The sequence below is a fragment of the Pseudonocardia abyssalis genome (assembly GCF_019263705.2).
In the GTDB taxonomy this organism is placed as follows: Bacteria; Actinomycetota; Actinomycetes; order Mycobacteriales; family Pseudonocardiaceae; genus Pseudonocardia; species Pseudonocardia abyssalis.
In genome coordinates, this window is sequence record NZ_JADQDK010000001.1 from 4,739,347 (window position 1) to 4,763,758 (window position 24,412).

Consider the following 24,412-nt stretch of genomic DNA (forward strand, 5'->3'; position numbering starts at 1 on the left):
GGGTGTGGTGGGATTCGGCCGATCACCGGAGGAGACAGCGATGCGGTTCAACGAGAACGCCGATCTCGACACCTCGAGCATCGACGACCTGCGCGGGGGCGGCCGCGGTGGCGGCGGCGGGGGTGCGCTCGGCGGCCGGGTCGCGGCGGGCGGTGGTGGCCTCGGCATCATCGGCCTGATCCTGTACTTCCTGATCTCCCAGCTCGGCGGGGGAAGCCTCGGCGGGGGCGGCGGTGGGTTCGACCTGCCCAGCGGGCTGTCCGGCCTCTCCTCGGGCCAGACCGCTGACACCTCCCAGGTCGCGCAGGCCTGCCGCACCGGTGCCGACGCCAACAACCAGCTCGACTGCGAGGTCGTCGCCGTCGTCAACTCCCTCGACGGCTACTGGTCCGATGCGTTCGCCCGCTCCGGCCAGACCTACCAGGCCCCGCGCACCAACTTCTTCTCCGGTGGGGTCAACACCGCGTGCGGCAGCGCCAGCTCCGCGACCGGTCCGTTCTACTGCCCCGGCGACAACGAGGTCTACATCGACCTCTCCTTCTTCCAGGAGCTGGAGACGACGTTCGGCGCGCAGGGCGGCACGTTCGCCCGCGCCTACGTCATCGCCCACGAGTACGGCCACCACATCCAGGCGCTGCTCGGCACCAACTCCCGGGTGCAGGCCGGCGACGTCGGGCCGACGTCCGGCTCGGTGCGCCTGGAGCTGCAGGCCGACTGCTACGCCGGGGTGTGGGCCAACCACGCCACGACGGTGCCGACGTCCTCGGGCGAGCCGCTGATCGTCGACGTCACGCAGGACGACGTGGCCGCCGCGCTCGACACCGCCGCCCGGATCGGCGACGACTACATCCAGACGCAGCTCGGCGGTGGCCAGGTCGACGAGAGCCAGTTCAGCCACGGTAACTCGAGGCAGCGCGAGGGCTGGTACACCACCGGCTACGAGACCGGTGACCCCTCGCAGTGCGACACGTTCGCCCGCGGCGTCGACCTCGGCTGAGCCCCCGCCCGAACCCCCGCGAGTCGCCGGATGCCCGCCCGCGAGTCGCCGGAACTCCGCCCGCGAGTCGCTGCGTCGCCGACCCGATCCTCGCGGCGCGGGACCGGTGATCATCCGGCGCCGAGCAACCCCAGGCAGCCGTCGACGCCATCGGTCCCGAGCTCCCAGTCCGGACGCCGGAACTCCGTCGCGTCGAGGACCAGCCGCACGTCCTCGGTGGGTCCGCCGCGCCGCACCGCGGTGACGGTGCCGTCGCTGCGGTAGCCGAGCTTCTCCGACACCCGGTGCGAGGCGTGGTTGTCGGCGAACGCCTGCGAACGCGCGCGGACCGCGCGGAGGTGGTCGAACGCGAACAGCAGCACCGCCGCCCGCATCTCCGTGCCCAGCCCGCGGCCCTGGTGCGCCATCCCCGTCCACGACCCGCTGGACACCTCGCGGGTGATCGCGAAATCGGTGCCGTCGAGACTCTGCATCCCGATCACGCGGCCCTCGTGCCGAACGACGAAGTTGACCGACCAGCGCTCCGGGGCCAGCGCCGCGCGCTGCGTCCAGAAGTGCTGCAGGATGCCCCGGCCCAGGTAGCGCGGGTCGGCATCGGTCCACGGCATCAGGAACGGCATCTCCTCGGGCGGGTGCACTCCCCCGTAGGCGGTCTCGACCAGGCCGTCGAGACCGGCGTCGTCGTCGGGGCGCAGCTCCAGGCGCGGTGTGCGCAGGACGAGGTGTCGCAGCGGCCATTGCTCCATGACGGGCCACGGTCCCCGATCGCCGGGGCGGGCGCGAGGGAATACGGTCCGACCCATGTATGCGATCACCGTCAGCGAACCGGGTGGACCCGAGGCGATGCAGTGGGCGGAGGTCCCCGACCCCGTCGCGAAGCCGGGGGAGGTCGTCCTCGACGTCGTCGCGAGCGCGGTGAACCGGGCCGACCTCATGCAGCGCGAGGGGAAGTACCCACCGCCGCCCGGGGCCTCGGAGATCATCGGTCTGGAGTGCTCGGGGCGGATCGCGGCACTCGGCGAGGGTGTCGACGGGTGGGCGGTCGGGGACGAGGTCTGCGCGCTGCTCGCCGGCGGCGGGTACGCCGAGAAGGTCGCGGTTCCCGCGGCGCAGCTCCTCCCGATCCCGGTGGGCGTCGACCTCGTGACGGCGGCGGGACTGCCGGAGGTGGCGTGCACGGTGTGGTCGAACATCGTGATGGCCGGGCGGCTCAGTTCCGGCGAGACGTTCCTCGTGCAGGGCGGCAGCAGCGGCATCGGCACGCATGCGATCCAGGTGGCCAAGGCGCTCGGGGCGCGCGTCGCGGCCACCGCGGGCGCCCCCGACCGGCTGGAGCGCTGCCGCGAGCTGGGTGCCGACATCGTCATCGACTACCACGACGACATCGCCGAGGAGCTGAAGAAGGCCACCGACGGCCACGGCGCCGACGTCATCCTCGACAACATGGGCGCGAAGGGCCTCGCCGGCAACATCGCCGCCCTCGCCCCCGACGGCCGTCTGGTGATCATCGGGATGCAGGGCGGTGTGAAGGGCGAGCTGGACATCGGCGCGCTGCTGCGCAAGCGCGGCTCCGTCACGGCGATGGGGCTGCGTGGGCGCCCGGTCGACGGCCCGAACGGGAAGGGCGCGGTCGTCGCCGAGGTCACGGCGAACGTCTGGCCGATGATCGGCGACGGCACGGTCAAACCGATCGTGCACGGCACCGTGCCGATGGCCCGGGCTGCGGAGGCGCACCGGACGCTGGAGGGCGGCGGGGTCGTCGGCAAGCTCCTGCTGACGACCTGAGCCGACGACCCGCGGGCGCAAGAACAGCGACTCGGGGGCGCAAGAACGGCGACTCGGGGGCGGGGGAACAGCGACTCGCGGGCGGGGTGTCAGAGGAGGGCGGGCAGGGTGGTCAGGGCTTCTACCAGGGCCCGGGTCTCCGTGCGCGTCGTGTAATGACCCAGGCCGACCCGCACGACCCCGCCGATCTCGGCGGTGCCCAGGTGCGCGAGCACTCCCCGCTCCCCCGTGTCGGGCAGGACGCAGATGCCGTGGCGGGCCAGGTGGTCGGCCACGTCGACCGCCGGCAGCGCGTGGGTGAAGGCGACGGCCGGGATGCGGTGGCGCGGCGGGCCGAGGACCGTGACGCCCGAGCCGATCAGGTCGAGCAGCAGGTCGTCGACCAGGCGCTCCTGGTGGAACTGCAGCTCGTCCAACGAGGTGAGCAGGCGCTCCCGCCGGGTGCCGGTGGCCGTGTCGTCGAGTGCGGCGAGGTGGTCGACGGACGCGACGAGACCTGCCAGCTGGGGGAAGGACTGCGGGCCGATCTCGAGGCGCTGCGGGCCGCGGGCGCCGGGGTCGAGCGAGCAGGCGGTGAGGCGGTCGAGCAGCGCCGGGGTCCGGAACGCGAGCGCCCCGACGTGCGGGCCGCCCCAGGCCGCGGCGTCCAGGGCGATGACGTCGGCGCCGAGCGGGTCCATCCGCACCGGGCCGTACGCGGCCGCCGCGCAGGCGTCGACGACGAGGAGGGCGCCGGTCCCGCGGGTGCGCTCGGCGACCGCCGCGACGTCGACACGGGTGCCCACCTGTCCCGACGCCGCGGTGATCGCGACGACCCGCGTGGCGTCGGTCAGCAGGTCGTCGAACTGCCAGGTGGGCAACTCGCACGTCTCGATGTCGATCTCGGCCCAGCGCACCCCGACGTCGCGCCGCCCGGCCGCCCACAGCCAGGGCGCGACGTTCGCGGCGTCGTCGAGGCGGGAGACCACGATCTCGTCGCCCGCGGCCCACGTGTCGCCGACGGCGTCGGCGAGCCGGCGCAGGAGCTCCGCCGGGCCGCCCGGGCCGAGAACCACGCCGCGGGGGTCGGCTCCGACGAGGTCGGCGATCGCGAGCCGGGCCTCGGCGTCGACGTCGACGTCGGCCGACTGCCGCGACGCGGGGAACGGCGCACCGACCGCCGACCGCGACCGCCGGAACGCCCCCGACACCGCGGACACGACACCCTCGGGAGGCTGCATCCCCGCCGTCGCGTCGAGCCGGATCCAGCCGTCACCGAGAGCGGGGATCAGCCCGCGCACCCGAGCGACGTCGTACGGCATCCGGATACGGTAGCGAGGGCACCTAATCGATCAGTCACACAGCGAGCACGGAGCGTGGTTTCATGACTCAGCCCGAGAACGGCGCCGAACAGCAGGTCATGGTCATCGGCCCCGACGGGCAGCCCGTCGGGATGACCCAGATGCCGCACTCCGACGGCGAGGGCGGCGGCATCGGAGCGATGGTCGAGCAGCCCGCGAAGGTCATGCGCATCGGCACGATGATCAAGCAGCTGCTCGAGGAGGTTCGCGCGGCGCCGCTGGACGAGGCGTCCCGCGCCCGGCTCCGCGAGATCCACGAGAACTCGATCAAGGAGCTGGAGGACGGGCTGGCCCCGGAGCTGCGCGACGAGCTCAGCCGCCTGTCGCTGCCGTTCACCGACGACACCGTCCCGTCGGAGTCGGAGCTGCGGATCGCGCAGGCCCAGCTCGTCGGCTGGTTGGAGGGCCTGTTCCACGGAATCCAGACCGCGCTGTTCGCCCAGCAGATGGCGGCCCGCGCGCAGCTCGAGCAGATGCGTCGCGGCCTGCCGCCGGGTGCGGCGCCGGGCCAGCCGGGCGAGAGCGGCCTGGGTCGCGGCACGGGGCAGTACCTGTAGACCCGTTCCCGTTGCAGCATGGCCGCCTTCACGCAGCGGCGTTGCGTGAAGGTGGCCATGCGTGAAATCCGGGGGGGCCCGTCCGGAGCCAGCCGGGGCCACCGCCCCGGGGCGTCACCCGGCGACGCCGGTAGGCTCGATCCGTGGCACAGACGGTGACTGCCGGCGACGACCGGACGGAGGGCTCCATGACGCCTCCGCTCCCGGACGAGCCCGGCCCGCGCAGCTGGTCGCGCGCGTTCGGGGATCTGGGCCAGGGCTGGAAGCAGCGGCCGCTGTGGGGCTACCTCGGCTGGCAGGACATCAAGCAGCGCTACCGCCGCTCGGTGCTCGGCCCGCTGTGGATCAGCGTCACGATGGCCGTGGTCGCCACCGCGATGGGCATCCTCTACGGCGCGCTGTTCGGCGAGAACATCGCGACGTTCCTGCCCTACGTCGCCACCGGCCTGCTGATCTGGTACTTCATCAACGGCTGCATCCTCGAGGGCAGCGAGGTCTTCATCGCCAACGAGGGGCTGATCCGGTTCCTGCCGGCGCCGCTGAGCCTGCACATCTACCGGCTCGTATGGCGACAGTCGCTGTTCTTCGCGCACAACCTCGTGGTGTGGGTCGCGCTGATCCTGATCTTCCCGCAGCCGCTGAGCTGGTCGCTGCTGCTCGCGATACCGGCCTTCCTGCTGCTCGTGCTCAACGGCGCGTGGATCTCGATGCTCACCGGCATCATCGCCACCCGCTTCCGCGACATCCCGCCCATCATCGGGAGCCTCGCGCAGCTGCTGTTCTTCATGACGCCGATCGTGTGGCAGTACGACACGCTGCTGAAGAACCCGGCCGTCGCCGAGCGCGCGCGGATCGCGGAGCTCAACCCGGTCATGCACTTCGTGGAGATCCTGCGTCAGCCCATGCTCGGCCAGGAGATCGTGTGGCGGCACTGGTACATCGCCGGCGCGATCACCGTGGTCGGGATCGTCGCCGCGCTGCTCTGCCTGCGGAACTACCGGTCCCGCGTCGCGTACTGGGTCTGAGGAGCACGCCGTGGTCAGCATCGACATCCAGAAGGCCTCCGTCGACTTCCCCATCTTCGACGCCAAGACCCGCTCGCTGAAGAAGGCCGTCCTCGGCCGCGCGGGCGGGCGGATCGGCACCGACAGCAAGGTCCCGATCATCGAGGCCCTGCGCGACATCACGCTGTCCCTGCGCAAGGGCGACCGCGTCGCGCTGGTCGGGCACAACGGAGCGGGCAAGTCGACGCTGCTGCGCCTCATGTCCGGCATCTATGAGCCCACCCGCGGCCGCGCGCGGATCATCGGCAAGGTGGCGCCGGTGTTCGACCTCGCCGTCGGCATGGACCCGGAGATCTCCGGCCTGGAGAACATCCTCATCCGCGGCCTGTTCCTCGGGATGACGCGCAAGGAGATGGACGCCCGCGTCGACGACATCGCGGCGTTCACCGAGCTCGGCGACTACCTCGACATGCCGCTGCGCACCTACTCCACCGGCATGCGGGTGCGGCTCGCGCTGGGCGTGGTCACCAGCGTCGACCCGGAGATCCTGCTGCTCGACGAGGGCATCGGCGCGGTCGACTCCGAGTTCCTGGCCAAGGCCCGCGACCGGCTCAAGGAGCTGGTGGAGCGCTCCGGGATGCTCGTGTTCGCGAGCCACTCCGACGAGTTCCTCGCCGACCTGTGCAGTACGGCGATCTGGATGGAGCACGGCACCATCAAGGAGCACGGCCCGCTGCGCGACGTCCTGCACCACTACAAGGGTCGTGACGTCCTCGCGGAGATCGAAGCCCGGTGAGTTCCCACCCCCCTGCCGGTTCCGAGCCGCCGATCACGCGGGGGGCGGAGCCCGGGACGACCATCCCCGTCGCGACTCCGGGCGAAGATCGACGCGTCGGAATGCACAGCAGGCCCCGGCCCGCAGACGGTTCCCCAACGGTGATCATGGGCGGTGACCGGTGCCGGCCCAGGGCGATGATCGGCGGTTCGGAACGCGCAGCAGGCCCGGCCCCGCTCCCGGTTCCCGAACGGTGATCATGCCGATGCCCTCCCGGCCCGGACCCGCTGCCGGCCCCACTCCCGCCCCTGCGCAGCCCGCCACCGGCACCACGCCCGCCACCGGCCCCTTCGGCCCCGACTCCGTCGTCGCCGTCGTCGTCACGCGGCACCGGGCGGAACTCCTCACCGAGGCGCTGGCGGTGCTCGCGAAGCAGACCCGTCCCGTCGACCACCTGATCGTCGTCGACAACGGCCCCGACCGGCCGGCGCAGGCCGTCGTCGAGGCCTGCGGCATCCCGGCCACCTACCTGCCGTCCTGGAACAACCTCGGCGGCGCGGGCGGGTTCGCGCTCGGCATGCTGCGCGCGCTCGCGCTCGGGGCCGGCTGGATCTGGCTCGCCGACGACGACGGGCGCGCGGCCGACGACACCGTCCTCGCCACCCTGCTCGACCTGGCGCAGCGCCGCGGGCTGGCCGCCGTCTCCCCCACCGTCGCCGACCTCGACGACCCGGACCGGCTCGCCTTCCCCGTCCGCCGCGGCCTCACGTGGCACAGCTCCCGCGCGGCCCTCGCCACCGCAGAGGGGGCCGATCCCGAGCTGCTCACCGGCATCGCGGCGCTGTTCAACGGAGCGCTGTTCCGGGCGTCGACGCTCGACGTCGTCGGGGTGCCCGACCTGCGGCTGTTCGTGCGCGGCGACGAGGTGGAGATGCACCGGCGGCTGGTGCGCTCGGGGCTGCCGTTCGGCACCGCGCTGCACGCCGCGTACCTGCACCCGGCGGGCCGGCACGAGGACAAGCCGATGCTCGGGGGCCGCCTGCACGCCCGCGACCCCGAGGACGAGGTCAAGCGGTACTACACCTACCGCAACCGCGGCTACCTGATCTCCCAGCCCGGCATGCGCCGCGTGGGACTGCTGGAGCTGCCCCGCTTCGCCTGGTACTTCCTGGTCACCCGACGCAGCCCGCGCGAGTTCGCGACGTGGCTGCGGCTGATCCGTCAGGGCCGCGCGGAGCACTTCGAGCGCATCTGAGCGTCACCTCCCTGCAAGGTGGTCGTAACACAACCTAGCTACTCCAGGTAGTCGAATGCCGGGCAGGCACACGGTGGAGTGGCAGTTCGAATCCTGTCGTACCCCGATCGAGTTGACCATTTCGTGACACTCGTACTCGCCGGACACTGACGTCGCGGCGGATCCAGGACCGAACGCAGGGCATTCCCCATGACCTTCCTGGCCGGCGCATCCGAGCACTGGCAGCTCTTCCTCCCGATCGGCATCATCGGTGCGATCTCGTGGACCGTCTGGCTGGTCCGCAAGGTCATGTCGGCCCGGTACAGCCCGCTGGTCAACGACTTCCGGACGACCACATCTGTGGTGGTCCCGTCGTTCCACGAGGATCCCGACGTACTGGAGCGCTGCCTGGACACCTGGCTCGACCAGGGTCCGAACGAGGTCATCGTCGTGCTCGACGTGGCCGACGTCGAGGCTCGGGACCGGCTGATGGCCCGCCGCGACCGGCGGATCCACGTGATGATGTTCCGGCACGAGGGCAAGCGCTCGGCCCTCGGTGTGGGCATCCGGGCCGCGAAGCACGACGTGCTGGTGCTCACCGACTCCGACACGGCATGGGAGCCCGGCCTGCTCGACGCGGTGCAGATGCCGTTCGTGGACCCGGCCGTCGGCGCCGTCGGCACCCGGCAGAACGTGTTCGAGCCGCACAGCTCGATCTGGCGCCGCGTCGCCGACTGGATCATCGACCTGCGCTACCTGGACTACGTGCCCGCGACGGCGCGCCGGGGCGGGGTCGTGTGCCTGTCCGGGCGCACCGCGGCCTACCGGCGCTCGGCGGTCATGCCGGTGCTGGCCAACGTCGAGCACGAGTACTTCCTCGGCCGGCGCTGCGTCGCCGGTGACGACGGCCGCCTCACCTGGCTGGTACTCGCCCAGGGCTACCGCACCGAGCACCAGGACTCCGCGCGGGCGCTGTCGATGTTCCCCGCGACGTTCAAGGCGTTCTGCAAGCAGCGCGTGCGTTGGAGCCGCAACTCCTACCGCTGCTACCTGACCGCCGTGTACCAGGGCTGGCTGTGGCGCCAGCCGCTGATCAGCCAGCTCACCGTGTTCCAGATCCTGTTCACGCCGGTGACGATGTTCGCCGCCGTCTACTACGTGGCCGCCGCGTTCACGAGCCCGCAGCGCAACCTGGCCGTCGCGCTCGGGATCCTGTGGCTGTTCGTCGGCCGCGCCATCCGCTCGTACTCCCACCTGCGCCGCAAGCCGGCCGATCTGCTGATCCTCCCGCTGGTCACGCTCGTGATCATGATGGTGGCGCTGCCGATCAAGACGTGGGCGTTCGTGACCATGAACAAGCAGGGCTGGCTGACCCGGCACGCCGACCAGATCGGTGGCGAGGGCCAGGACGAGGCCAGCCTGACGACGGGGGACGCCCATGGCCGCGCCTGATCCATCCGACGCCGACAGACCCGGGGCCGACCCGACGCGCGGCAGACGCAGGTTGCTCACCGTGCTGACGGTGGGCGTGACGCTCGCGGGAATCGTGGGCACCGTGGTGCTCGACCGCCCGCCGGCCGCCCCGACGGCCTCGGTCGTCGCGGCCCCCGACGTCGTCCCCGACGTCGACGCCTCCCCGGACGCCACCTCGCTCGCGGTCGACGCCGCGGGTGACGCCCAGGCCCGCGTCGTCACCGCGGAGGACGACCGCGTCTACGCGATCGTCAGCGAGTCCCCCGGCACCGCGACGCCGTACGAGTTCCCCGCCGTGGCGCCCTCCATCGTGCCGACGGTCGTCCTCACCCCCCGCGACCGTCCGTACGACCTGCCCGCGCTGGAGCGCCTCGGCGCCGCGCAGCGCCTCGACGACGGCGACTGGATGATCACCCGGTCGGTCCTCGTCGGCCGCGACGCCGTGCTGCGGATCGAGGCCCCGGGCGGCACGCTGCGGATGGCCAGCGGCACCGCCGGGTTCGCGTCGCTGATCGCGTTCAAGGGCACGCTGACGATCGGCGGGGCGCCCGGCGCACCCCTGACGGTCACGAGCTGGGACCCGGCCGCCGGCGCCGTCGACACCGCTCTCGACGACGGGCGGTCCTACCTGCGCAGCGTCGGCGGCCGCCTGGACCTGGCCCACGTCCAGGCCTCCGAACTCGGGTTCTGGAGCGGCCGCACCGGCGGCGTCGCGTGGACCGGCGGCGCGGGCGAGCCCGGGCGCGGCTCGGCCACCGCCACCACGGTCGACCGCAGCCACTACGGCATGTTCACCAGCCGGGTCGACGACCTGACGATCAACGGCGGCGCCGTGCGCGACAACGCGGCGGACGGCCTGCTGGTGCACCGCGAGTCGGCCGGGGTCACCGTCCGCGAGCTGGAGGCCACCGGGAACGCCCGGCACGGCGTCGCGGTCTCGGCCGGCACGGAGCGGATCCTGCTCTCCGGCGTCACCGCGAACGGCAACCGCGGCACCGGTATCCGCCTGGACGGCGCGGCACTGGCCGCGAGCGCGTCGGCGGGCGGCGCGAGCACGGCCCCGGGCCGCGGGTTCACCGTGGAGCGCTCGACCGTCACCGGCAACGGCGACGTCGGCATCCTGGCCGCCGGGAACGCGGGGCTGGTCCTGCGCGACAACACCGTCTCCGGCAGCCCCGACGGCATCGTCGTACGCGGCACCGCGGCCGCCCCGGAGCTGACCGGCAACACCGTCTCCGCCGACGGGTTCGGCATCGCGCTGCGCGACGGCGTCGGGGACGCACAGCTCACCGGCAACACCGTGGGCGCCTCGACGGTCGCCGTCCAGGTCGCCGACGCCGCCGCGACGCTCCGCGGCAACACCGTCGACGGGGCCGCGCGGTACGCGGTGTCGCTGGTCGGCGCCGTCGACGGGTCCGTCGTGGAGACCAACCGGCTCGCCGGGCGCGGACCGGCGGCGATCGACGTCAACCGGGTCGGGCTCGGCTCGAACGTGGCCATCAACGGCAACGACGAGTCGGCCTGGACCCTCGACCGCGACGACGTCGCCTACTGGACCGCCTACGTCGTCGACCACCCGCTGATCCTGCTCTGGCTGCTCATCCTGCTGCTGCCGGTCATCGCGCAGCTGCGGGCGCGGCGCCGGAACCGGGCCGGGGAGCGGATCCACCCGTACGCGCACGTGCCGCCGGGCCCGGCCACGGCCTCGCTCACCCCCGTCGACCGGATCGCCCTGGCCCGGGCCGTCGCCGCGGCCGGGCGCACGACCTCGCGCCCCGGGCACCCGCCGGTGCCGCCGCACCGCGTCGCCCCGCCCGCCGACCTGACCGAGACGACCACCCTGATGCCGGTCACGCGCGTCACGATCGTCTCCGGCGACGGGTCGACGCCGTGAGACGGATCCTCCTGGCCGGGGCCCTGCTCGTCCTCGCGGCCTGCAGTGCCCCGGCCCCGCTCCCGGTGGCCCCCGCGCCGATCACCGCCACCGGGGACTGCGCGGGCGGCGTGCCCGTGGCCGACGGCGACGAGCTCATCGAGGCGCTCGCCGGTGCCCACCCGGGAACGGTGATCGCGCTCGCGCCGGGGACCTACCGCGGCAACTTCGTCGCCCGCACCACCGGCACCCCCGACGCCCCGATCACGCTGTGCGGCCCGCGCGAGGCGGTGCTCGACGGCGGCCCGGTCGACGGCGACTACACGCTGCACCTCGACGGCGTCGCCCACTGGCAGCTGCGCGGGTTCACCGTGCGCGGCGGTCAGAAGGGTGTGATGGTCGACGGGGGTCAGCGCGTTCTCCTCGACGGGCTGCTCGTCGAGGGCACGGGCGACGAGGCGGTGCACCTGCGCAGGCACAGCAGCGACAACGTGGTGCGCGGCCTGACGATCCGCGACACCGGCCTGCGCCGCGACAAGTTCGGCGAGGGCATCTACGTGGGCAGCGCCGAGAGCAACTGGTGCGAGCTGACCGGCTGCGAGCCCGACCGCAGCGACCGCAACACCATCGAGGACAACACCATCTCCGGCACGACGTCGGAGTCGGTGGACATCAAGGAGGGCACCACCGGTGGTCTCCTGCGCGGCAACCGTTTCGACGGTGCCGGGATGACGGCAGCTGACGCCTGGGTGAACGTCAAGGGCAACGGCTGGACCATCGCCGGCAACACGGGTATCGACAGTCCCGAGGACGGCTTCCAGGTGTTCGAGATCCTCGACGGATGGGGTCTGGACAACACGTTCACGGGGAACACCGCCACCGTCAACGCCGACGGGTACGCCTTCAACATCACACGCAACGACGAACGCAACCGCGTCTCGTGCGACAACACCGCCACGGGTGCCGGCAAGGGCCTGACGCGCGCCGCCTGTACCTGACAACCCTGGGGAGACACCGTGTTCGCACGACGGATCGCAGTGATCGGCACCGGCTACGTCGGCCTGACGACGGGAGCGTGCCTCGCGTCGCTCGGGCACCACGTCGTCTGCGCCGACATCGACGAGGCCAAGGTCGCCCGGCTGCGCGCCGGCGAGGTCGGCATCCTCGAGCCGGGGCTCCCCGAGCTCGTGGCGGAGGGCATGGCGGCGGGCCGGCTCAGCTTCGTGCTCGGCGCGACCACCGCCGTCACGCAGGAGGCGGGCGCGGAGATCGTGTTCCTCTGCGTCCCGACGCCGATGGGCGAGGGCGGGGCGGCGGACCTCGCGGCCGTGCAGGCCGTCACCGACGAGGTGCGCGACCTGCTGGCCCCCGGCTGCGTCGTGGTGAACAAGTCGACTGTGCCCGTGGGCACCGCGACCACGACGCTGCGGATGCTCGGGCGCTCCGACGTCGCCGTCGTGTCCAACCCGGAGTTCCTGCGCGAGGGCAGCGCGGTGCACGACTTCCTCAACCCCGACCGGATCGTCGTCGGCAGCGACTCGCAGGAGGCGGCCGAGCGCGTCGCCGCGCTGTACTCCCGGCTGGGCGCGCCGACGCAGCTCACCGACGCGGCGAGCGCGGAGATGGTCAAGTACGCGGCCAACTGCTTCCTCGCGATGAAGCTGTCCTACGTCAACTCCCTCGCCGACCTGTGCGAGCGCCTCGGGGCCGACGTCCTCGAGGTCACCGAGGGCATGGGCTACGACAAGCGGATCGGGCAGACGTTCCTCTCACCCGGGCCGGGCTGGGGCGGCTCGTGCTTCCCCAAGGACACCAACGCGCTGCTGCAGATCGCCGACGCGGCCGGCATGGACTTCGAGCTGGTGCGCGCGAGCCTCAACGTCAACGCCGCGACGCGTGCGCTCGTCGTCGACAAGGTGCGGGTCGCGGTCGGCGGGTCACTGGCGGGCGCGCGGATCGGGCTGCTCGGGCTGACGTTCAAGGCCGGCACCGACGACCTGCGCGACTCCCCCGCGCTCGCCGTGGCGGACCTGCTCGCCGCCGAGGGCGCGATCCTCACCGGCTACGACCCGGCCCACGCCGTCGGCGTGCCCGGGATGACCGATGCCGTCGAGGTCGTCGACGACCCGCTGGCCGCCGCCAAGGACGCCGCCGCACTCGTCGTGCTCACCGACTGGCCGCAGTTCCGGACGCTGGACTGGGCCGCGCTGGGCGGGGTCGCGGCGGTGTCGATGGTCGTCGACGCCCGCAACCTGCTCGACGCCGACATCCTGCGCCGGGCCGGCTTCACCTGGATCGGCCTCGGTCGGGGCTGATCTTCACGGACGGTGCACATCCCACCCCCGATCGGGGGCGGGATGTCCCGTTCCGACCCACCCCCGGGGGCACCTGGGGCACCATCCGTCACATGCGAACCGGATCGATGTCCCGGACGGCCACGACCTGCCTGGCGGCGGTGGGGGCGGCCGTCGTGCTGACGGTCGCCGCCGCGCAGCTCGCGTCGGCGGCGCCCGGCCCGGTGCCGGTCGCCCACCAGCAGGAGGACGCCGGTCCCGGGTCGGCGCACCGGGCACGGTCCCAGCCGACCCCCACGTCCCAGCCCACTCCCACGTCCCAGCCCACTCCCACGTCCCAGCCCACTCCCACGTCCCAGCCCACTCCCACGTCCCAGCCCACGACCCGGCCCGCTCCCGATCCGGAACCGGAACCGGAACCGGCCGAGCCGGTCCCCGCGGGCACCGAGCTCGCCGACCTGGTCGACGGCACCCGCACCGTCGAGGTCACCGACGCCGGGGAGCTGGAGTCGGCCCTGGAGGACGCCGCGCCGGGCGACGTCATCCGGCTCGCGGCGGGCTCCTACGAGCCGATCGAGATCTCCGCGTCCGGCACGCCCGACGCCCCGATCACGCTCACCGGCCCGTCCGAGGCCGTGATCGACGCGGGCGACGACTCCGGCTACGCCGTGCACCTGCAGGAGGCGAGCCACTGGCAGCTCGTCGGGTTCGCCGTGGTCGGCGGGGGCAAAGGGGTCGTCGTCGACGGTGGCGGTTCCAACGTGCTCGACTCGCTGTCGGTCGGGGAGACCGGTGACGAGGCCGTGCACTTCCGCTCGTCGTCGTCGGACAACGTCATCCAGCGCTCCCGCATCCACGACACCGGGCTGGAGCAGCCGCAGTACGGCGAGGGTGTCTACGTCGGCAGCGCGAAGAGCAACTGGGGCCGGTACGGGCTCGACGGCGGTCCGGACCTGTCGATGGACAACCGCATCCTGGAGAACACGTTCGAGCGGATCACCGCGGAGAACATCGACATCAAGGAGGAGACCGGCGGCACCATCGTGGCCCGCAACAACTTCGACGGCTCGGCGATCAGCGGCGAGAACTACGCCGACTCGGTCGTGGACGTGAAGGGCTTCGACGCGCAGGTCCTCGACAACATCACCACCGGCCGGAGCGACCAGCTGGGCAACATCATCGAGACCCATGTGATCACCGAGCCGGAGACGTCGGGCTGCGGCAACGTCATCGAGGGCAACCGGGTCGAGGGCTTCGAGCCGACCGGCGAGCTGGTGGCGGTGGACAAGAAGTGCGACTGAGAGGGGGCGACTAGCGGAAGACCACGGTCCGCAGCATGACGAAGTTGACGACCGTGGCGACGCCCTGGGCCAGCACCCACGCCGCGCTCGTGCGCAGCGGCATCGCCGGCAGGACGGCCAGGGCCAGGGTGTTGACGCCGACGTTGAGCGCGAACGTCGTGCCGTAGAGCAGCACGAACCCGGCGAAGCGGCTCTTCCCGCCGCCGGACGCGGTGAACGTGAAACGGCGGTTGAGCAGGTACGCGGTGGTGGTGCCGAGGATGAACGAGACGCCCTTGGCCACCGGCGGGACCACCCCGAGCTGCAGCAGCAGGTGGTAGACCCCGAAGTCGACGAGAGCCGACACCACCCCCACGGCCACGAAGCGGGCGAGCTGCCCGCGCAGGCCGATGGGGGTGGTGCCGGTCGCCGTCACGTCGCGAAGGGTACCGACCCGGCCAGGCGCGACGATCGGAAGCCTGCCTCAGCCACCTCAGGTTGGCAGAGCATCACTGGCTGCTCTGATAGCCCGGAAGCGGGCAGCCCGATCGCCCCACCTACCCACGTGTTCGCTGTCGGCACTTGACGCGGCGGTGGCGTCGTCGCAGCCGGACAAGACCGAGGCATCGAACTCCCCGGCTCGCCTCACCCGGCGAAGCCATTCTCCTGCAGCCAGGACTCGGCGATCTCGTCGGGCAGCTCGCCGCCGACGTCGGCGCGCTCGTTGAGCCCGCGCATCACCTCGTCGGTGAGGAGGGCGGCGATCGGGTTGAACACCTCGGCCAGCTGCGGGTTGGCCGCGGCGACGTCCGAGCGCACCGTCATCGCGACGTTGTACTGGACGAACGCGGCCTGGTCGTCGTCGAGCACCCGCAGGTTGTTGGCCGAGACGGCGCCGTCGGTGGCGGTGACCTCGCCGAACGTGCAGTCCGCGCCGGCCTTGACCAGCGGCGGGATCAGCGAGAGCTCGACCTCGGCGATGGCGCTGTCGGGCAGGTCGAAGCCGTAGGCCGCCTCCAGGCCCGGGAAGCCGTCGTCGCGGCTGAGGAACTCCGCGGCCGCGCAGGTCCGGGCCTGCTGCGGGTCGCTGTTGATCAGCGCCGCGTACTGGGTCAGGTTGGTGATCCCCAGCTCCGCCGCCCTGGATTCCTCGACAGCCATCGCATAGGTGTTGTTCAGCGGTGCCGCGTCCAGCCAGGTCACCTGGTTCGCCTCGTCCGCCGTCCGTACCGCCGCCAGGAGCTCGGCGGGGTCCGTGGGCGCCTCGGCCGCCTCGCGCTGGAGGTGGGTGGTCCATCCGGTGCCCGTGTACTCCCAGTACATATCGAGCTCTCCGGCCAGCAGCGCCCCACGGACGTTCGTGGATCCGGTGATGCTGACCAGCTCCGCCGCGGCGCCGCGCGCCTCGAGCGCCTGCTTGGCGATCTCTCCGAGAATCAGCTGCTCGGTGAACTCCTTCGACCCGACGGTGAACGTGGCGCCCGAGAGATCGACCCCTTCGATCGCGCCGCCGCCCGCTCCGCCGCCGGTCCCGCCGCCACCGCACGCGGTGACGGCCATCGCCGTGACCGCGACAGCGGCCAGTAGTCTCATCGTCCTGCGCATGGCTTCTCCTCGTCCGATACCTATAGGCCCTTGGGCCGGAGCACGTCCTCGGCGACGCGCCCGAGGTAGTCGATGAACAGCGCCAGCACAGCGGTGAGCACGCTGCCGACCACCGTGACGATCGGCCGGTTGGCCACCAACCCGGCGATGATGATGCCGCCGAGTCCGCCGGCGTTCGTGAGCGCGACCAGCGACGCCGTGCCGACGTTGATCACCAGTGCGGTGCGCAGGCCGGTGAGGATGACGGGCACGGCGAGTGGGAGCTCGATGCGGGTGAGGACGCCGAACCTGCTCATCCCCATCCCCCGGCCGGACTCGATCACGGCTGTGTCGACCTGCGTCAGCCCGATCATCGTGTTGCGCAGCACCGGGAGCGCGGAGTACGCCACCAGCGCGACCACCGCGGGCCAGAAGCCGATGCCCCACACGATCGCGAACAGCACCAGCAGGCCGATCGACGGGATGGCCTGCCCGATGTTGAACACAGCGACGGCCGGGCCGGTGATCCGGCGCGCGAACGGGCGGGTCAGCAGGACGCCGACAGGAACGGCGATGAGCAGCACGATCAACGTGGACACCGCCGTCAGCACGATGTGCTCGAGCGTGGCCTGGATGATGAACGGCGCATTGACACGCCGCTCGGAGATGCTGTCGAGGGTCTGGCTGCTGACGTAGGCGTAGAGCACGGCCAGCACCGCGAGCAGGATCGCGGGCGTCACCAGGTAGCCCGGTAGCGAGCGGCGGCCCGGTGCGGCGAGCTGCTCGGGTACGGGGACGGTCATGGCGAGTCGGTCCCGGCCGCCTCGTCCCGCAGGCGGTCGTGTTCGGCGGACCGCATCCCGCGGATGGCTTCATTGATCGTGTCGATATCGACGATCCCGGCGAACGCACCGGACTCGTCGGTCACGACCGCGGTGCTGTAGCGGGCCGTCAGCATCTCGTTGAGGGTGTCGCTGAGCGTGGCCCGCGGCTCGACGACGGCCAGCGGGAGACCGCGCTCGGCGAGCCCGCGCCCATCGGCATGCGCCAGGTGCTCAGCGGTGACCCAGCTCCGGGGCCGGTCGCCGTCGCCGAGCACCAGAAGCGAGCCCTTGTCGCTGGCCCGCAGAACGGCACGGGCCTCGTCGAGGTCGACGCCCTCGTGCACGGTGGGCCAGGTACTCAACGCGATATCACGCACCCGGCTCAGGCTCAGCCGCTTGAGCGATGCGCCGCGGCCGATGAAGTCGGCCACGAACTCATCGGCCGGGTTCACCAGGATCCGCTCGGGGGTGTCGAACTGGGCGATCCGGGAGCGGTCGCGCAGGATTGCGATCCGGTCCCCCATCTTGATCGCCTCGTCGATGTCGTGGGTGACGAACACGATCGTCTTCTTGATCTCGGCCTGGAGTCGGAGGAACTCGTTCTGCAGGCGGTCGCGGGTGATCGGGTCGATCGCGCCGAACGGCTCGTCCATGAGCATGACGTCGGGGTCGGCGCTCATCGCCCGCGCGACGCCGATGCGCTGGCGCTGGCCGCCGGAGAGCTGCTTGGGGAAGCGGTCGCGGTAGTCGTCCGGATCCATCCCGACCGTCCGGATCAGCTCGTCGACACGGTCGGCGATGCGCTTCTTGTCCCACCCCAGCAGCTTGGGCACGGTGGCGATGTTCTGCGCGATCGTCTGGTGCGGGAACAGGCCGATCTGCTGGATGACGTAGCCGATGCGGCGGCGCAGCCGGTCGGGGTCGACCTTCGTGACGTCCTCGTCGTCGAGGAAGATCCGTCCCGATGTCGGCTCGATCAGCCGGTTGATCAGCTTCATGGTGGTGGTCTTGCCGCAGCCGGACGGACCCACGAAGATCACGATCTCGCCCTCGGGGATCTCCATCGAGAGCTCCTCGACGGCGGCCTGCGTCTGCCCGGGGAACCTCTTGGTCAATCCGTCGAGCCGGATCTTGATCCGCTTCCCGTCCGTCATCGGACCCCCCGTGATGTCGTCAGCCGGTTGAGGAGCACGAACAGCAGGTCTGCGAGTACCGCGAGGACCACCACCCCGAGCGTGCCGCCGAGCACCTGGTTCAGCGCGTTCGGGCTGCTGATCCGCGACAGCCCGGAGAAGATCTCGTTGCCCAGCCCCGGACCCTGGATGTAGGCCCCGATCGCCGCGATGCCCAGCGCCAGCAGGGTGGACACCCGCATCCCCGTGAGGATCACCGGCCAGGCCAGCGGCAGCTCGATGTGCAACAGCCGCTGCAGCCGGCTCAGGCCCATCCCCTGCGCGGACTCCACGACCGCCGGGTCGACCTCGCGCAGGCCGACGATCGTGTTGGCGACGATCGGGAGCAGCGAGTACATGACCAGCGCGACGACCACGGGCGTGGTGCCAATGCCGAGGACGTTGATGAACAGGCCGAACAACGCCAGGGACGGGATCGTCAGGAACACCGAGACGACGGCGATGACGACCTGCCCGGACCGCTTCCTGTCGTAGGTGGCCAACCCCAGACCGACCCCGATGACCGTGGCGATCAGCACGGAGACGCCCACGACCAGCGCATGCTCGATACCGAGCTCGAGCAGGTTGTCCAGGCGCGAGGCCAGGAAGTCGGCGAAGCTCACGCGGTGGCGCCTTCGACGGACAGGCAACACATCGTGGCAGCCCCCCTGCCTCGCATGACGCCCCCTCTGATCAAGAGGGTCGGGGCGACCATGACACGTTCGGAGCGGCCCTCACAACCGGTGGAGCGCAGCGCAACGAAGTCGAGACCCGGGTGACGGTCGCTCGGCGAGCGCAGCCCGCTGCCCGGCACCGTTCCGATTCGACCACCGCCGCCCAGGACGGCTGCACCCGGGATGACTCGGGTCGGTGACCACGGCCGACCCCGGATCGTCGAACTCACCCGTGGGTACGCACAGGCGTGACTGCTCAACGTCGTCGCCGACCACTCACGACGGCACCGAGGACGTCAGCATCGAGCCCGGACCAGCCACCTCCATCGCTGCGGTAGCTCCTGGATCGACGAGGTCGAGCACGAGGTACGGGGCCCGACCCGAGTCACCCGCAATTGGGTGAACCGTGACATCCGCGCGGCGATCCAGGACAGCCGGCGATCCCTGTGCGACCGGTATCCGCGAGCGGTTCACACCTGCATCCGCGCCTCCGCGCGAACCCACTGACACTCAGAACTTCAGACCGCCCACCTGGTAGCGCCGGCGCACCGTCACCGAACCCATCCCCGTGCGCCCGTGCACCACGAAGTGCACCGACCCGGGACGCGGCCGCGAGGGGACCTTGCTCTTGACCGTGCCCATTCCGGAGGCCACGTCGTCGACGTTCGCGGTGGCGTCGTCGGGCACCAGCAGGCGGATCGTGCCCGCGCCGACGTCGACCTCGATCTCGACGACCGCGTGGTGGATCGTGGTGTCGCAGAAGTCGAGCACGATCGTGCCCATCGCCGACTGCAGCCGCAGGCGGGCGGGCACGTCCCAGTCACCCGTCCGCTTGATCGTCGACATGCCCGCGCGCAGCACCACCGGCGGGCCGGACGGGGTCGACGGCAGCGCGACCGCCGCCGTGACCGCGGCCCCGGGGAGGTCGGCCAGCGGGGGCACCAGCTCGGCCTCGTAGCGGGCGCCGTAGACGACGGAGAGCCGTTCCTCCAGCTCGGAGACGGTGATCCGGCCCTCGGCGAGCGCCTGGTTGAGGCGTGTGGCCGCGCGTTCCCGGTCGGCGTCGGAGATCCGGATTCCCGGCGGATCGGGCGGCTGGACGGTCACGCCGTCGAGGATAGTGCCGCCGCGGCCGGTGCTCCGTGCGCGCGTAACCTGACCACGATGCCGAACACGAGCCTGCGCGGGTGGGGACGCACCGCGCCCACCCGCGCGAACGTCGTCCCGGTGCGCTCCGCGGCCGACGTCACCGCGGCCCTCGCCGCCGCCGGGCCGCGCGGGGTGATCGCCCGCGGTCTGGGCCGGTCCTACGGCGACCCGGCGCAGAACGCGGGCGGCACCGTCCTGGACATGACCGGGCTCGACCGCATCCACTCCGTCGACGCCGACTCCGGCCGCGTCGTCGTCGACGCCGGGGTGAGCCTCGACGCGCTGATGCGTGCCGCGCTCCCGTTCGGGCTGTGGCTACCGGTGCTCCCGGGCACCCGCCAGGTCACCGTCGGCGGGGCGATCGGCGCCGACATCCACGGCAAGGCCCACCACGTCGTCGGCAGCTTCGGCAACCACGTCGAGTCGCTCGACCTGGTCACCGCCGACGGCCGCGCGCACACCCTCACCCCGTCCGACGACCTGTTCTGGGCCACCGTCGGCGGGATGGGCCTCACCGGCGTCGTCGTGCGGGCCGTGCTGGTGCTGCACCACGTCGAGACGGCGTACTTCAAGGTCGACACCGAGCAGATCGACAACCTCGACGAGCTGATGGCGCGCCAGTCCGTCGACGACGAGAAGTACGCGGAGACGGTGTCCTGGTTCGACGCGGTCAGCACCGGGGCGCAGTTCGGGCGCGGGCTGCTCATGCGCGCCAACCACGCCACCCTCGACGAGCTGCCGCCGAAGCTGCGCGCCCGCCCGCTGCGCTTCGACGCCCCGCAGCTGCTGACCGTGCCCGACGTGTTCCCGCCCGGGCTGCTCAACCGGCTCACGGGCAAGCTGTTCAGCGAGGTCTGGTACCGCAAGTCGCCCACGAAGCTCGGCGCGATCCAGAACATCACGCAGTTCCTGCACCCGCTCGACATCGTCGGCGAGTGGAACCGCGGCTACGGGCCGCGCGGGTTCCTGCAGTACCAGTTCGTGGTGCCGCTCGAGCGCGGCGACGTCGTGCGGGGCGTGCTGGACCGCATGCACGCCGCGGGCCAGGTCTCCGCGCTCAACGTGCTCAAGCGCTTCGGTGAGGGCAACCGGGCGCCGCTGTCGTTCCCGCGGCCGGGCTGGACGCTGTGCGTCGACATCCCCGTCAACGACGGGCTCGGGCCGCTGTGCGACGAGCTCGACGAGCTGGTCCTCGACGCGGGCGGCCGGCACTACCTGGCCAAGGAGTCCCGCACCACGCCCGAGGCGATCCGGCGCGGCTACCCGCGTCTCGACGAGTGGCGCAAGGTCCGCGACGCCGCCGATCCCACGGGCGTGTTCACGTCCGACATGTCCCGACGCCTGGAGCTCACCTCATGATCGATGCCGTCGGCAACCCGCAGTCCGTCCTCGTGATGGGCGGGACCAGCGAGATCGGGCTCGCCGTCGTCGAGGCGTTCGCCTCCGACCGGCCGCTGCGCGTCGTGCTGGCCGCCCGCAAGTCCGACCGGCTCGGCGCGGCACAGGCCCGGCTGGAGAAGCTCGGCTGCGCGGTGGAGACGATCGAGTTCGACGCCACCGCCCCGGAGACCCACTCCGAGGTCGTCCGTGCGGCGTTCGCGGGCGGTGACATCGACGTCGCGCTCGTCGCGTTCGGGTTGCTCGGCGACAACGAGGTCGCCTGGACCGACGTCGACGCCGCGGTGGAGCTCGCGCAGGTCAACTACACCGCCGCGGTGTCCGTCGGGGTCGCGCTCGGCAAGCGGATGACCGAGCAGGGCCACGGCGCGATCGTCGCGTTCTCCTCGGTGGCCGGGGAGCGCGCGCGGCGCTCCAACTTCGTCTACGGCTCCACCAAGGCCGGGATGGACGCGTTCTACTCGGGCCTGACCGAGGCGCTGCGGCCCGCGGGCGTGCACGTCACCGTGGTGCGGCCGGGCTTCGTGCACACCCGGATGACCGAGGGCCTCTCGCCCGCGCCGCTCTCGACGACCCCCGAGGCCGTCGCGGCGATCACCGTCGACGCGGTGCGCCACCGCCGGGAGCTGGTCTGGGCACCGGGCCCGCTGCGGTTCGTCATGAGCGCGCTGCGGCACGTGCCGCGCCCGCTGTTCCGCCGACTGCCGGTCTGAGACACGTCCGCCCCTCCCGCCGTGTGGTGAAGGGGGCCACCGGCGGGAGGGACGGGCAGGTCTCCCTACTCGCTCCCCGCGTGCAGGATCGTGGCGCGCACCTGTCCGGCGCGCTCGAACGCGCCCCAGGTGTCGGCGCGGTGGGTGGGCTTGCGGCGCTGCACGGAGATCAGTGCGGCGGCGAGCGTGGGCTGGCGGGTCGGCGAGGCCGCGTGCCGCGGGGCGGGTGGGAGGTAGGTCGTCGTCTCCGGCAGCGCGGCGGCCTCGCGGGCCGCGAGGAACGTCGACACCGTCGTGGGTGCGGCGACGCGCGGTGCGCCGACCCGGCGCAGCCGCCGCCGGGCGGGCTCCTCGACCCAGCGGAACGCCGCGGCCGCCACCGGGTAGGTCGCGCCGATCACGGCGAGGGCCGCCAGGTGCCCGACCACCCCGCCGCGCAGCTCCGGCACGTAGGCCTGGGCCAGCCAGAAGACCTCGAACATCGGGATGTGGACCAGGTAGAGGCTGTAGGACACCTTCCCGCCCTGGACGAGCGCGGGGCGGCTGAGCACCATCGCGGGGCCGCGGTCGGCCAGCGCCAGCGCCCCGACCAGCACCGGGAACCCGACGATCACGACGCCGCCGAACCCGGGGGCGACGAACTGCCCGGCCCACAGGCCGACCGCCATCGTCAGGGGCAGCGCCCAGGCGGTCGTCGACGCGATGCGACGGACCAGCTCGGTGCGCGGCAGCCGCGTCACCACCAGGTGGACGAGCACGCCCGCGCCGAAGCCGCAGAGGATGCGGGTGACCCAGCTCCACGCGTAGTACGGGCTGCCGATCGTGGCGTAGGACGACGCGATCGGGAGCATCAGCGCCACCGCGGCGACCGCGAGCACGACCAGCGGGAGGTTGCGCATCCGGTAGAACAGCAGCGCGGCCACCGGGAACAGCATGTAGGCGAGCCACTCGGCGCTGATCGACCAGGTGGAGCCCACCCAGGACGCGCCGTCGAGGAACTCGTTGTTCCACATCTGCACCATCAGCAGCTGCTGCACCCACTGCCCGAGGCTCATGACCGGCTGCACGCCCTGGAAGGCGATGTTCTCGTCGGATCCGAGCACGAGCCGGGCCAGCAGCCACAGGCCGAAGAGGTTGAAGACCAGCGCGTACACCGGCCACATGCGGCAGAAGCGCGCCCACACGAACCGCACGGTGGCGCCGACGTGCAGTGCCGGCCCCATCGACGCGAGGTAGGTGTGGGCGATCACGAAACCGCTCAGCACGAAGAAGAGGTCGACGCCGAGGGCACCGGAGGTGATCAGCGGTCCCAGCACACCGACCACCTCCGTGACCCCGCTCATGGCGGTGAAGTGGAAGTGGAACGCCACCACCCAGACCGCCGCGACGATGCGCAGACCCGTCAGACCCCGGATCTCACCGGAGGAGGCGGCTTGAGTGCCGGATGGGGTGGTCCGCGGGGCTGCGATCGTCACGTTGGAGGTAACGGTGGCGTTCGGACCAGCGGTGCGGGTGACACCCAGGACGTACCTGGATGCCGAACCCCGTCACTGTCCGCTCACGGAAGGTGCGACGACCGGGTGACCACCCTCCGGACGTGGACGGACCCACACACCGCCCGACGGTGACGTTGGGCTACCAGCGATCGAGGTGCACTACCCGGTCGAGGGGCTCGCGCTTCGCGGGACGGAACGTCTCGCCCGTGAAGTAGGCCGTAGGGAGCAGCACGCCCTGGCGAACGTCGGACGGGATGCCGAGCAGCTCGGCGATCTCCTTCTCGTAGCGCAGGTGCAGCGTGGTCCAGGCACTGCCGAGCCCCCGCGCACGCGCCGCGATCTGGAAGCTCCACGCCGCGGGCAGCAGGGATCCCCACAACCCGGCCTGGTTGCCCCTCGGCAGCTCCTCCCCCGCGGTGATGCAGGCGATGACGTGGACGGGCACGCGGCCCATCACCTCCGCGAGGTACTCCGCGGACGAGGTGACCCGATCCTGGACGGCCTTGCGCTCCTCGGTGTGGTCGGTCCCGGCCCGCCCGGCGTAGAGGGGCGAGTTGCGGTAGGCGTCGAAGGCCTGTGCGTAGTACCCGCCGATCCCCGCCCGCAGCTCCGGATCGGTGACGACCATCCAGTGCCAGCCCTGGGCGTTGCTGCCGGTCGGGGCCTGCAGCGCGACCTCCAGGCTCTCCCGGACCAGCTCCATCGGGACGGGGCGGTCGAGGTCGAGGCGCTTGCGGACCGAGCGGGTGGTGCAGAGCAGTTCGTCGGGGGCGAGGTCGAGGGTCATGCA

The 24,412-nt window shown here is 72.0% G+C and carries 23 protein-coding genes; 13 read left to right on the forward strand and 10 right to left on the reverse strand.

Going from position 1 to position 24,412, the window contains the following annotated elements; all coding sequences use genetic code 11:
* Positions 1-40: 40 nt before the first annotated feature.
* Positions 41-997, forward strand: coding sequence for a KPN_02809 family neutral zinc metallopeptidase (ypfJ, locus tag I4I81_RS23145; RefSeq protein WP_218616333.1), 957 nt, complete (start codon positions 41-43; stop codon positions 995-997).
* A gap of 110 nt (positions 998-1,107) precedes the next feature.
* Here ypfJ and I4I81_RS23150 read toward each other — a convergent pair whose 3' ends face one another.
* On the reverse strand, positions 1,108-1,743 hold the full coding sequence (locus tag I4I81_RS23150) for a GNAT family N-acetyltransferase (protein ID WP_218606421.1): 636 nt from the start codon (positions 1,741-1,743) through the stop codon (positions 1,108-1,110).
* Positions 1,744-1,798: 55 nt separating this feature from the next.
* Here I4I81_RS23150 and I4I81_RS23155 point away from each other — a divergent pair, with 55 nt between their 5' ends.
* Positions 1,799-2,782, forward strand: coding sequence for an NAD(P)H-quinone oxidoreductase (locus I4I81_RS23155; protein ID WP_218616334.1), 984 nt, complete (start codon positions 1,799-1,801; stop codon positions 2,780-2,782).
* Positions 2,783-2,871: 89 nt separating this feature from the next.
* Here I4I81_RS23155 and I4I81_RS23160 read toward each other — a convergent pair whose 3' ends face one another.
* Complete coding sequence (locus tag I4I81_RS23160) at positions 2,872-4,083, reverse strand: aminotransferase class V-fold PLP-dependent enzyme (protein ID WP_218616335.1); 1,212 nt, start codon at positions 4,081-4,083, stop codon at positions 2,872-2,874.
* Between the two features lie 62 nt (positions 4,084-4,145).
* Between I4I81_RS23160 and I4I81_RS23165 the strand changes: the two genes are divergently transcribed.
* The 9 genes from I4I81_RS23165 to I4I81_RS23205 all read left to right on the forward strand — a co-directional run bounded on the left by I4I81_RS23165 (position 4,146) and on the right by I4I81_RS23205 (position 14,633).
* Positions 4,146-4,679: a bacterial proteasome activator family protein gene (locus I4I81_RS23165; RefSeq protein WP_218605956.1), complete on the forward strand. Its 534-nt coding sequence runs from the start codon at positions 4,146-4,148 to the stop codon at positions 4,677-4,679.
* A 188-nt stretch (positions 4,680-4,867) separates the two neighbouring features.
* The gene (gene wzm / locus I4I81_RS23170) at positions 4,868-5,704 is read left to right on the forward strand and encodes a galactan export ABC transporter permease subunit Wzm/RfbD (protein WP_218605955.1); all 837 of its coding nucleotides are present in this window, start codon (positions 4,868-4,870) and stop codon (positions 5,702-5,704) included.
* A gap of 10 nt (positions 5,705-5,714) precedes the next feature.
* Positions 5,715-6,479, forward strand: a complete 765-nt coding sequence (wzt, locus tag I4I81_RS23175; protein ID WP_218605954.1) for a galactan export ABC transporter ATP-binding subunit Wzt/RfbE — start codon at positions 5,715-5,717, stop codon at positions 6,477-6,479.
* Between the two features lie 238 nt (positions 6,480-6,717).
* A complete protein-coding gene (gene glfT1, locus I4I81_RS23180; RefSeq protein ID WP_225924667.1) occupies positions 6,718-7,713 on the forward strand; it encodes a galactofuranosyltransferase GlfT1 in 996 nt (331 codons plus the stop codon).
* 189 nt (positions 7,714-7,902) lie between these two features.
* Positions 7,903-9,144, forward strand: a complete 1,242-nt coding sequence (locus I4I81_RS23185) for a glycosyltransferase (RefSeq protein ID WP_218605238.1) — start codon at positions 7,903-7,905, stop codon at positions 9,142-9,144.
* Between the two features lie 61 nt (positions 9,145-9,205).
* Complete coding sequence (locus I4I81_RS23190) at positions 9,206-11,059, forward strand: right-handed parallel beta-helix repeat-containing protein (protein WP_218616336.1); 1,854 nt, start codon at positions 9,206-9,208, stop codon at positions 11,057-11,059.
* Complete coding sequence (locus I4I81_RS23195) at positions 11,056-12,036, forward strand: right-handed parallel beta-helix repeat-containing protein (RefSeq protein WP_218605240.1); 981 nt, start codon at positions 11,056-11,058, stop codon at positions 12,034-12,036. The genes I4I81_RS23190 and I4I81_RS23195 overlap by 4 nt, the downstream gene beginning before the upstream one ends.
* An 18-nt stretch (positions 12,037-12,054) precedes the next feature.
* Positions 12,055-13,353, forward strand: a complete 1,299-nt coding sequence (locus tag I4I81_RS23200; protein WP_218605241.1) for a UDP-glucose dehydrogenase family protein — start codon at positions 12,055-12,057, stop codon at positions 13,351-13,353.
* A 92-nt stretch (positions 13,354-13,445) separates the two neighbouring features.
* Positions 13,446-14,633, forward strand: a complete 1,188-nt coding sequence (locus tag I4I81_RS23205) for a right-handed parallel beta-helix repeat-containing protein (RefSeq protein ID WP_218616337.1) — start codon at positions 13,446-13,448, stop codon at positions 14,631-14,633.
* 10 nt (positions 14,634-14,643) lie between these two features.
* On the opposite strand, the gene I4I81_RS23210 is transcribed toward I4I81_RS23205, so the two are convergent.
* The 6 genes from I4I81_RS23210 to I4I81_RS23235 all read right to left on the reverse strand — a co-directional run bounded on the left by I4I81_RS23210 (position 14,644) and on the right by I4I81_RS23235 (position 19,973).
* Positions 14,644-15,048, reverse strand: a complete 405-nt coding sequence (locus I4I81_RS23210; RefSeq protein WP_226363524.1) for a GtrA family protein — start codon at positions 15,046-15,048, stop codon at positions 14,644-14,646.
* A 209-nt stretch (positions 15,049-15,257) separates the two neighbouring features.
* Positions 15,258-16,217 carry a glycine betaine ABC transporter substrate-binding protein gene (locus I4I81_RS23215; protein ID WP_218604758.1) on the reverse strand — a complete coding sequence of 320 codons (960 nt, stop codon included), beginning with the start codon at positions 16,215-16,217 and terminating at the stop codon, positions 15,258-15,260.
* Between the two features lie 20 nt (positions 16,218-16,237).
* Positions 16,238-16,999, reverse strand: a complete 762-nt coding sequence (locus tag I4I81_RS23220; protein WP_218604757.1) for an ABC transporter permease — start codon at positions 16,997-16,999, stop codon at positions 16,238-16,240.
* Positions 16,996-18,174, reverse strand: coding sequence for an ABC transporter ATP-binding protein (locus tag I4I81_RS23225; RefSeq protein WP_218604756.1), 1,179 nt, complete (start codon positions 18,172-18,174; stop codon positions 16,996-16,998). The genes I4I81_RS23220 and I4I81_RS23225 overlap by 4 nt, the downstream gene beginning before the upstream one ends.
* Positions 18,171-18,815 carry an ABC transporter permease gene (locus I4I81_RS23230; protein ID WP_218604755.1) on the reverse strand — a complete coding sequence of 215 codons (645 nt, stop codon included), beginning with the start codon at positions 18,813-18,815 and terminating at the stop codon, positions 18,171-18,173. The genes I4I81_RS23225 and I4I81_RS23230 overlap by 4 nt, the downstream gene beginning before the upstream one ends.
* A gap of 561 nt (positions 18,816-19,376) precedes the next feature.
* Entirely contained in the window at positions 19,377-19,973 is a 597-nt protein-coding gene (locus I4I81_RS23235; RefSeq protein WP_226363525.1) for a DUF1707 SHOCT-like domain-containing protein, read from the reverse strand.
* A gap of 57 nt (positions 19,974-20,030) precedes the next feature.
* Between I4I81_RS23235 and dprE1 the strand changes: the two genes are divergently transcribed.
* Entirely contained in the window at positions 20,031-21,374 is a 1,344-nt protein-coding gene (gene dprE1 / locus I4I81_RS23240) for a decaprenylphosphoryl-beta-D-ribose oxidase (protein ID WP_218604754.1), read from the forward strand.
* On the forward strand, positions 21,371-22,126 hold the full coding sequence (gene dprE2 / locus I4I81_RS23245; RefSeq protein WP_218604753.1) for a decaprenylphospho-beta-D-erythro-pentofuranosid-2-ulose 2-reductase: 756 nt from the start codon (positions 21,371-21,373) through the stop codon (positions 22,124-22,126). Before dprE1 ends, dprE2 begins: the two co-directional genes overlap by 4 nt.
* Before the next feature lie 65 nt (positions 22,127-22,191).
* Here dprE2 and I4I81_RS23250 read toward each other — a convergent pair whose 3' ends face one another.
* Both I4I81_RS23250 and I4I81_RS23255 read right to left on the reverse strand, forming a co-directional pair.
* Complete coding sequence (locus tag I4I81_RS23250; RefSeq protein WP_218616338.1) at positions 22,192-23,601, reverse strand: acyltransferase family protein; 1,410 nt, start codon at positions 23,599-23,601, stop codon at positions 22,192-22,194.
* Positions 23,602-23,761: 160 nt separating this feature from the next.
* On the reverse strand, positions 23,762-24,409 hold the full coding sequence (locus I4I81_RS23255) for a nitroreductase family protein (protein WP_218605747.1): 648 nt from the start codon (positions 24,407-24,409) through the stop codon (positions 23,762-23,764).
* Positions 24,410-24,412: the final 3 nt, after the last annotated feature.

What these genes read in the sequence shown, in the direction of transcription:
- ypfJ (WP_218616333.1), top strand. Translation starts at nt 41, where the DNA reads ATGCGGTTCAACGAGAACGCCGATCTCGACACCTCGAGCATCGACGAC.
- I4I81_RS23150 (WP_218606421.1), bottom strand. Translation starts at nt 1,743, where the DNA reads ATGGAGCAATGGCCGCTGCGACACCTCGTCCTGCGCACACCGCGCCTG.
- I4I81_RS23155 (WP_218616334.1), top strand. Translation starts at nt 1,799, where the DNA reads ATGTATGCGATCACCGTCAGCGAACCGGGTGGACCCGAGGCGATGCAG.
- I4I81_RS23160 (WP_218616335.1), bottom strand. Translation starts at nt 4,083, where the DNA reads ATGCCGTACGACGTCGCTCGGGTGCGCGGGCTGATCCCCGCTCTCGGT.
- I4I81_RS23165 (WP_218605956.1), top strand. Translation starts at nt 4,146, where the DNA reads ATGACTCAGCCCGAGAACGGCGCCGAACAGCAGGTCATGGTCATCGGC.
- wzm (WP_218605955.1), top strand. Translation starts at nt 4,868, where the DNA reads ATGACGCCTCCGCTCCCGGACGAGCCCGGCCCGCGCAGCTGGTCGCGC.
- glfT1 (WP_225924667.1), top strand. Translation starts at nt 6,718, where the DNA reads ATGCCGATGCCCTCCCGGCCCGGACCCGCTGCCGGCCCCACTCCCGCC.
- I4I81_RS23185 (WP_218605238.1), top strand. Translation starts at nt 7,903, where the DNA reads ATGACCTTCCTGGCCGGCGCATCCGAGCACTGGCAGCTCTTCCTCCCG.
- I4I81_RS23205 (WP_218616337.1), top strand. Translation starts at nt 13,446, where the DNA reads ATGCGAACCGGATCGATGTCCCGGACGGCCACGACCTGCCTGGCGGCG.
- I4I81_RS23215 (WP_218604758.1), bottom strand. Translation starts at nt 16,217, where the DNA reads ATGCGCAGGACGATGAGACTACTGGCCGCTGTCGCGGTCACGGCGATG.
- I4I81_RS23220 (WP_218604757.1), bottom strand. Translation starts at nt 16,999, where the DNA reads ATGACCGTCCCCGTACCCGAGCAGCTCGCCGCACCGGGCCGCCGCTCG.
- I4I81_RS23225 (WP_218604756.1), bottom strand. Translation starts at nt 18,174, where the DNA reads ATGACGGACGGGAAGCGGATCAAGATCCGGCTCGACGGATTGACCAAG.
- dprE1 (WP_218604754.1), top strand. Translation starts at nt 20,031, where the DNA reads ATGCCGAACACGAGCCTGCGCGGGTGGGGACGCACCGCGCCCACCCGC.
- dprE2 (WP_218604753.1), top strand. Translation starts at nt 21,371, where the DNA reads ATGATCGATGCCGTCGGCAACCCGCAGTCCGTCCTCGTGATGGGCGGG.
- I4I81_RS23255 (WP_218605747.1), bottom strand. Translation starts at nt 24,409, where the DNA reads ATGACCCTCGACCTCGCCCCCGACGAACTGCTCTGCACCACCCGCTCG.